We start from the raw sequence: 7,248 nt of genomic DNA, 5'->3' as shown, positions 1-7,248 counted from the left end.
TTAAAATATCGCTATCTGGATCTGCGCCGCCCGGGAGGGCTGGAACCCTTCCTTCTCCGCCACCGGGTGGCCCAGGCGGCCCGGGAGTTCCTGAACCGGGAGGGTTTCCTGGAGGTGGAAACCCCCTTCCTTACCAAGAGCACTCCCGAGGGGGCGCGGGATTATCTGGTGCCCTCCCGGCTCTATCCCGGAAAATTCTATGCCCTTCCGCAATCGCCTCAGCTCTTCAAGCAGATCCTGATGGTGGCCGGAGTGGAGCGCTACTATCAGATCGTGCGCTGCTTCCGGGATGAGGATTTACGGGCCGATCGGCAGCCGGAATTCACCCAGCTCGATCTGGAAATGTCCTTCGTGGATGAGGAAAGCATCATGGATCTGGTGGAAAGACTGGTGGCTCACATCTTCCGGGAGGCCCTGGGCGTGGAGCTGCAGCTTCCCTTTCCTCGTTTCTCTTATGCCGAAGCCCTTTCCCGCTTCGGTACCGATCGGCCGGATCTGCGGTTTGGAATGGAACTGCGCGAGGTCTCGGATCTCTTTAAGGAAACCTCCTTCAAGGTCTTCGCTCAGGTGCTGGAACGCGGGGGAATAATCAAGGGGCTCTGTGCTCCGGCGGATTTTTCCCGTAAGGAACTGGACGAGCTTACGGCCTTTGTGGGGGAATTCGGGGCCAAAGGCCTGGCCTGGATTAAGGTCCGGGAGGAGGGCTTTCAATCCCCTATCGTAAAGTTCTTCTCCGCGGAGGTGCTGGAGCGTTTGCGCGAGATCTTCCGTCCGCAGCCTGGTTCCACCCTCTTTTTCGTGGCCGATCAACCCGAGGTGGTTAACGAGGCCCTGGCGGAACTGCGTCAGGAACTGGCGCGCAGACTGGGTCTGATCCCGGAGAAGGAATATCGTTTCTGCTGGATTTTGGATTTCCCTCTGGTAGAATGGGACGAGGAGGAGGGGCGGTTTGTAGCCGTGCATCATCCCTTCACCATGCCCAAAGAGGAAGATCTTCCCCTCCTGGAGGAGGCCCCGGAGCGGGTACGTTCACGAGCCTACGATTTGGTCCTGAACGGGGTGGAGATCGGCGGGGGTAGTATCCGTATCCATCAGCCCGAACTCCAGAAGCGGGTCTTCCATCTTCTCCGCATCTCCGAGGAGGAAGCCCGGGAGAAATTCGGGTTTTTGCTCGAAGCCCTGGAATACGGAGCCCCTCCCCACGGAGGTCTGGCCTTCGGTTTTGACCGGCTGGTGATGCTTATGGGAGGGTATCGGAGTATCCGGGAGGTGATCGCCTTCCCCAAGACCCAGCGGGCCCAGTGCCTTCTCACCGGGGCTCCGGCGCCGGTGTCCATGGAACAGCTTCTGGAATTACATCTCCTCCCCGGCTGGGAGAAGACCTAGATGTCGCGTTTTATTGTGGTCTCCAATCGTCTGCCGGTTACCTTGAAACGCGAAAAGGACCGCTTCCAACTCCAACCCAGCGTGGGAGGTTTGGCCACGGCCCTGTCCTCGGTGGTCCCCAGGGAGGAGGCCTTCTGGGTGGGGTGGCCCGGCCTTCCGGCCGAGGATCTGGCCAGATATGAGGAATGGCTAACTGCGGAGTTGCAGGCCCTGGGGTGTTATCCGGTCTGTCTCTCCCGGGAGGAACTGGATAAGTTTTATTATGGATTCTCCAACCGGACCCTCTGGCCTCTCTGCCATTATTTTCTGCAATATGCCCTCTTCGACGAGACCCTCTGGGAGGGATATCTTCAGGTAAACCGGAAATATGCCCAGGTGGTGGCGGAACTGGCCGAGGAGGATTCGATTATCTGGGTACACGACTACCAGCTGTTTCTCCTGCCCGGTCTTTTGCGGGAGAGGCTCCCCCGGGCCTCCATCGGTTTTTTCCTGCATATTCCTTTTCCCTCCTATGAGATCTTTCGGGTCCTTCCCTGGCGCAGGGAGATCCTGGAGGGATTACTGGGGGCCGATCTTATTGGTTTCCATACCTACGATTACGCCCGGCACTTCTTCTCCAGTCTTCGCCGGATCCTGGGTTACGAGCACCAGTTCGGTCTGGTGCTGACCGAAGAGAGGGCGGTCAAGGTGGATGTCTTTCCCATCAGTATCGATTATGCTCGCTTTGCCCGGGCCCCGGAAAATCCGGCGGTACGCCGCAATCTAGAACGGTTTCAGGAAGAAATCGGAGACCGGCGCCTTATTCTTTCCGTGGATCGTCTGGATTACACCAAGGGTATCCCTCAGCGTTTACGGGCCTTTGAGGCCTTTCTGGAGAGGTATCCGGAGTGGAGGGAGAAGGTCCTGCTGATCCTTATAGGGGTCCCCTCGCGAACCGAGGTGGAACATTATCAGGAGTTGAAGCGAGAGGTGGAGGAGCTGGTGGGGCGCATTAACGGCCGCTTTGGTACGCTCTCCTGGATGCCGGTCCACTATCTGGCCCGGGGACTGGGTTTTGAGGAGCTGGCGGCCCTCTATTTCCTGGCCGACGTGGCGCTGGTTACCCCTTTGCGGGACGGGATGAACCTTATTGCCAAGGAATATGTAGCCACGGTTCCCGAGGATCGAGGTGTGCTCGTCCTCTCGGAGATGGCCGGGGCGGCGGCCGAACTCTCGGAAGCCATCCTGGTCAATCCCTTCAGCCAGGAGGATATGGTTCGGGCCCTGCACGAGGCCCTTCGTCTTCCCCGGGATGAAAAGATCGTACGCAATCGGCGCATGAAAGAAAGGTTGCGGCGTTATGATATCCAACGCTGGGTGAAGGAATTTATCAATACCCTGAACGAGGTCAAACAAACCCAGGAAAGCTTTGCCTCCTCCCGGCTTACCGGCGAAGAACGGCAGAAAATGCTTTCTAAGTGGAAAGAGGCCCGTTCTCCGATCCTCTTTCTGGACTATGATGGCACCCTGGTGGGGTTTACCGGAAGGCCGGAGAAAGCCGCTCCGGATCAGGAATTGAGAGATCTTTTGGAGCGTCTGGCTGGCGTGGCCCGGGTGGTCATCATCAGCGGTCGCGATCCGGAGACGCTCTCCCGGTGGTTCGGGGATCTTCCGGTTGCTCTGGTGGCCGAACACGGGGTCTTTGTGTATCAGGGGGAGGAGTGGCACCGGATGGTGGAACCGGAGCAGGAATGGAAGGAGGCGGTGCGTCCGGTCCTGGAGCTATATGCGGATCGTACCCCCGGGGCCTTCATCGAGGAAAAGGCCCACAGTCTGGTCTGGCATTATCGGCTGGCGGAATCAGAGCTGGGGGCCCTGCGGGCCCATGAACTCAAGGAGGCCCTTCTTGATCTGGTGCCCCCCCTGGGTTTAATGGTCCTGGAGGGAAAGAAGGTCCTGGAGGTTAAGCCCCGGGAGATCCACAAGGGTATGGTCGCCCGTTGGTTTCTGGAAAAAGGGGAATATGATTTTATTCTGGCTATGGGTGATGACTGGACCGATGAGTTCCTCTTTGAGGCTTTGCCTCCGGAGAGTTTTACGGTAAAAATTGGCTACGGTTTGACCCGGGCCCGTTATCGACTGGAGAATTTTCGGGAGGCACGGCGCCTCCTGGAGGAGATGTGGCGGAAAAAGATCGGATAAAATATCCCGGGCCTTTTGTGGTAAAGGATTGCGCGCTGGTTTCGGTCTCCACCGGGGAGAAGGCCTATACTTTGGCCGAGCTGGTAGAAAAGATCAAGAAGATCGATCCTTCCTCCATTCACCATCATTTCTGGGCCCGACATCTGCGCCCCTCCTTTGACCATCCCGAATTTCATAACGATTTTGCCGCCTGGGTCCATATGGAGGTGCGGGATCGGATTCTGGCCGAACGCCTTAACCTCATCTCTCCGCACGAGTATGCCAGCATGGAGGATTTGCGCGAAGCTTTGATCCTCTTGATCCAGGAACGGGTTTTCGAGGACGAACATCTGGGCTGGCGAAAGGCGGAAAACCCCTTCTATTTTGTGAAAAGTCAGCTCATTATCTTTGATACCGGAATGCGTCTGGAATGGCCCCATGAGATTGCGGACGTGCTGGAGAGTTTTTCTCCGGGGACCATCTTTTATCATTTCATTGATGCCCGTCGTCGCAATCCGCAGGGGCTGGATGATTTTCGCAACTGGATCCGCCAGTTTCCTCCGGACTACAAACCTCTGGAGGACCTGATCGCTAAGGTGGATCCCTTCTTCCTTTCCTTGTATGAGATCCGGGATTTCTTGATCCGGCACATTCGGACCTTCTGTGCCCGTATTCACGCTCTCAGGGAGGAACCCTCCCGCAGGAAGAAGGGGTTTCCCCGGCCCAGGGAAGGGGGGTAAGAGATTATGTCCGGGAACCAGGGGCTTCTGGAGCGTTACGCCCGGGTGGCCGGGGCGGAAGCGGTGGCTCAGATGCAACAGCTGGCGGAAAAGCTGCGCGGGGCCAGGGTGGTGCATGTCAATTCCACGGCCTATGGCGGAGGGGTGGCGGAGATACTACATTCCATGGTTCCGCTCATGAAGGCCCTGGGGCTTGAGGTTTCCTGGGAGGTTATTCAGGGGCCTCCGGAGTTCTTTGAGGTAACCAAAAGGTTTCACCACGCCCTGCAGGGGCGTCGAGTGGATCTGACCGAGGATCATCTCCGCCTCTATCAGGAGGTGAACCAGAAAGAGGCGGAGAGGCTGGCGGATAAACTTTCGGAGGCTGACTTTGTGATCATTCACGATCCCCAGCCCGCCTATCTGATCCGGTATCTTCCCAAGAGGAGGGGCTACTGGATCTGGCGGTGTCATATCGATCTTTCCCGGCCTTTTTATCCGGTGTGGAGGTTTCTGGAAAAGGTTATCGTCCAGTACCATGCCAGTATCTATTCCATGCCCGAATTCAGCCAGCCCCTGCCGCATCCGCAGTATATTATTCCTCCGAGTATAGATCCCTTTTCCGAAAAGAACCGGGAACTGGCACCGGAGGAGGTCTTTCGGATCCTTAAGGATCTGGGGTTGGATCCGTCGCGGCGGCTGGTGGTCCAGATCTCCCGGTTTGATCCTTTCAAGGACCCGCTGGGGGTGATGCGGGCGGCGGAACTGGCCCAGAAATTTATTTCCTTTCAGCTGGTGCTGGCCGGTGGAGGGGCGGCGGACGATCCCGAGGGAGAAAGGGTCTATCACGAGGTGGTTCAGGCTGCCCGGGGTAAGAAGGACATTTACGTCTTCAAGCTCCCCCCTGAGGCCCATCGCACAGTAAATGCTCTGCAGCGTGCGGCGGATATAGTGCTTCAGAAATCCCTGCGGGAGGGCTTCGGCTTGACGGTAACCGAGGCCATGTGGAAGGGTAAACCGGTGATCGGGGGGGCCACCGGGGGTATCCGGACCCAGGTGGTCAATCATCATACCGGTTTCCTGGTGAACACTCCGGAGGGGGCGGCCCTGCGGATTCGCTATCTTCTTTTTTACGAGGAAAAACGGAGGGAAATGGGGCTTAAGGCCCGCGAATTCGTGCGGCAGAATTTTCTCATTACCCGCCACGTACGCGATTATCTGGCCCTTATGCTTTCGGTGTGCATGGGTAGCCCGGATCGCTTGGAGCTTGAGACCGGAGAAGCCTGCGTCTGGCCACCTGTAGAGCCAGGTCCACCGCCGCTATAAGACTGCCCGGATCGGCTTTTCCCGTGCCGGCAAGCTCGTAGGCCGTACCGTGATCCACGGAGGTCCGGATAAAGGGGAGGCCCAGGGTCAGATTTACTCCGTCGCGAAAATGAAGAAGCTTAAAGGGAATAAGCCCCTGATCATGATACAGGGCCACCACCAGATCGAATTCTCCCTGTACGGCCCGGAAAAAAAGACTATCCGCCGGAAACGGTCCCTGGAGAGGGATTCCTTCCTTCCGGGCCTCCCTTAGCGCCGGTTCCAGCACCAGTTTTTCCTCCTTTCCGAAAAGTCCTCCCTCGCCGGCATGGGGATTCAGGGCGGCCAGGGCCAGACGGGGTTTTTCTATTCCCAGATCCTCCTTCAGGAAGTGATAGGCCAGACGGGAAACCCGGAGGATTCTCTCCGGGCTGAGAGACGCCGGTACCTGAGCCAGGGGAAGATGGGTGGTTACCAGTACCAGACGGAGTTTTTCGCCGTAAAAGGCCATGGCGTATTCCCGGGTTCGGGTGAGATCGGCCAGCATCTCGGTATGTCCGGGGTAGGGTTCTCCGGCCCGGGCCAGCCCCTCCTTGGAGATGGGGGCCGTGACCAGGGCCTGCGCTTTCCCGGAAAGACATAGTCTTACCCCTTCCCGGATATAGCGCACCATGGCCTGTGAGCCCGGAAGGGTAGGATGACCAGGGGTTAGGGAGAGCTCGGAGAGGGAAAGGAGATTCAACTCCTTTTCTACGGCCTGGTCGGGGCTTTCAATCTCTTTAAAGGTTACGTAGATCCCGAGGAGACGGGCCCGTTCGGAAAGGACCTGTCTATCTCCCAGAATTATCAGCCGGGCCGGGAGTTTTCGGAGATGGTCCGCGGCCTTAAGAATGATGTCCGGGCCTATTCCGGCCGGGCACCCCATGGTGAGAAGAAGGACCGGTTTTTCTTGACGCACCATACATCTAAGTTTAGCCTAGGAGGAAGGGGAGGAACAGGATGGAGCCGCAAACCGAACTCCAGAAAAGGGTAAAGGAACTGGAGGCCTACGTCGAAAGGCGTCTTCAGGAAAAAGACTGGGATCTTCGCGTTCTCAAGGATCTGGCCAGCGATGCCCTCATCGGGATAGTGGAGGTGCGCAAAGCCATCCGGGACATGCGGGAGGAGTTCGACCGCGAAATGGAGAGGATGAGGGAGGAGTCTCGGGAGCGGGAGGAGAGGTTTTACCGCGAGCTGGCGGAGATGAGGAGGAATTTTGAGGAGGAGATGAGGGCCTCGCGGGAGGAGTTTGACCGGAAGATGGCGGAGATGAGGGAGGAGTCTCGGGAGCGGGAGGAGAGGTTTTATCGCGAGCTGGCGGAGATGAGGGAGGAGTTCGACCGCGAAATGGAGAGGATGAGGCGGAGTTCCGAGGAGGAGTATCAGAAGTGGCGGAAGAAATGGGGGGAAATCTCGGAGAGACTGGGGCGTCTGGCGGAGGACATCTTTGTCCCGGGTGTGCCCTATCTTATGGAGGGGCTGGGATATCAGGTCCAGGCTCGATTTGTGGATCTGGAATTTAAAGGACATCGCCAGTACGATGTGGTTCTTCTGGCCCGAAAACCCGGAGAAGACGAGGTGGCCTTTGTGGTGGAGGTAAAAAGCACCGCCCGGGCCGATGATTTCGACCAACTCCGGA

General features: G+C 57.7%; 6 protein-coding genes. 5 read left to right on the top strand and 1 reads right to left on the bottom strand.

Annotated elements, in window-relative coordinates:
• The 4 genes from aspS to F8J34_RS06050 all read left to right on the top strand — a co-directional run.
• Positions 1–1,386, top strand: a 1,386-nt coding sequence (gene aspS / locus F8J34_RS06065) for an aspartate--tRNA ligase (protein ID WP_297057184.1), incomplete at its 5' end; no start/stop codon positions are given.
• Entirely contained in the window at positions 1,387–3,567 is a 2,181-nt protein-coding gene (locus tag F8J34_RS06060) for a bifunctional alpha,alpha-trehalose-phosphate synthase (UDP-forming)/trehalose-phosphatase (protein WP_297057182.1), read from the top strand. It abuts the gene before it with no gap.
• The gene (locus F8J34_RS06055; RefSeq protein WP_297057180.1) at positions 3,546–4,286 is read left to right on the top strand and encodes a DUF5752 family protein; all 741 of its coding nucleotides are present in this window, start codon (positions 3,546–3,548) and stop codon (positions 4,284–4,286) included. Before F8J34_RS06060 ends, F8J34_RS06055 begins: the two co-directional genes overlap by 22 nt.
• A 6-nt stretch (positions 4,287–4,292) precedes the next feature.
• On the top strand, positions 4,293–5,591 hold the full coding sequence (locus tag F8J34_RS06050) for a glycosyltransferase (protein ID WP_297057178.1): 1,299 nt from the start codon (positions 4,293–4,295) through the stop codon (positions 5,589–5,591).
• Here the strand turns inward: F8J34_RS06050 and pdxA are convergent.
• Entirely contained in the window at positions 5,491–6,531 is a 1,041-nt protein-coding gene (pdxA, locus tag F8J34_RS06045; RefSeq protein ID WP_297057177.1) for a 4-hydroxythreonine-4-phosphate dehydrogenase PdxA, read from the bottom strand. The two genes, F8J34_RS06050 and pdxA, sit on opposite strands and share 101 nt — an antisense overlap.
• A 38-nt stretch (positions 6,532–6,569) precedes the next feature.
• Between pdxA and F8J34_RS06040 the strand changes: the two genes are divergently transcribed.
• On the top strand, positions 6,570–7,248 hold a 679-nt coding region (locus tag F8J34_RS06040), incomplete at its 3' end, for a hypothetical protein (RefSeq protein WP_297057176.1).

The sequence above is a fragment of the Thermosulfurimonas sp. genome (assembly GCF_015491435.1).
Lineage (GTDB): Bacteria > Desulfobacterota > Thermodesulfobacteria > Thermodesulfobacteriales > Thermodesulfobacteriaceae > Thermosulfurimonas_A.
This window is presented reverse-complemented; position numbering and strand designations above follow the sequence as displayed.

Excerpts from the sequence above, each read along its gene's own strand:
- F8J34_RS06050 (WP_297057178.1), top strand. The coding sequence starts at position 4,293 with ATGTCCGGGAACCAGGGGCTTCTGGAGCGTTACGCCCGGGTGGCCGGG.
- pdxA (WP_297057177.1), bottom strand. The coding sequence starts at position 6,531 with ATGGTGCGTCAAGAAAAACCGGTCCTTCTTCTCACCATGGGGTGCCCG.
- F8J34_RS06060 (WP_297057182.1), top strand. The coding sequence starts at position 1,387 with ATGTCGCGTTTTATTGTGGTCTCCAATCGTCTGCCGGTTACCTTGAAA.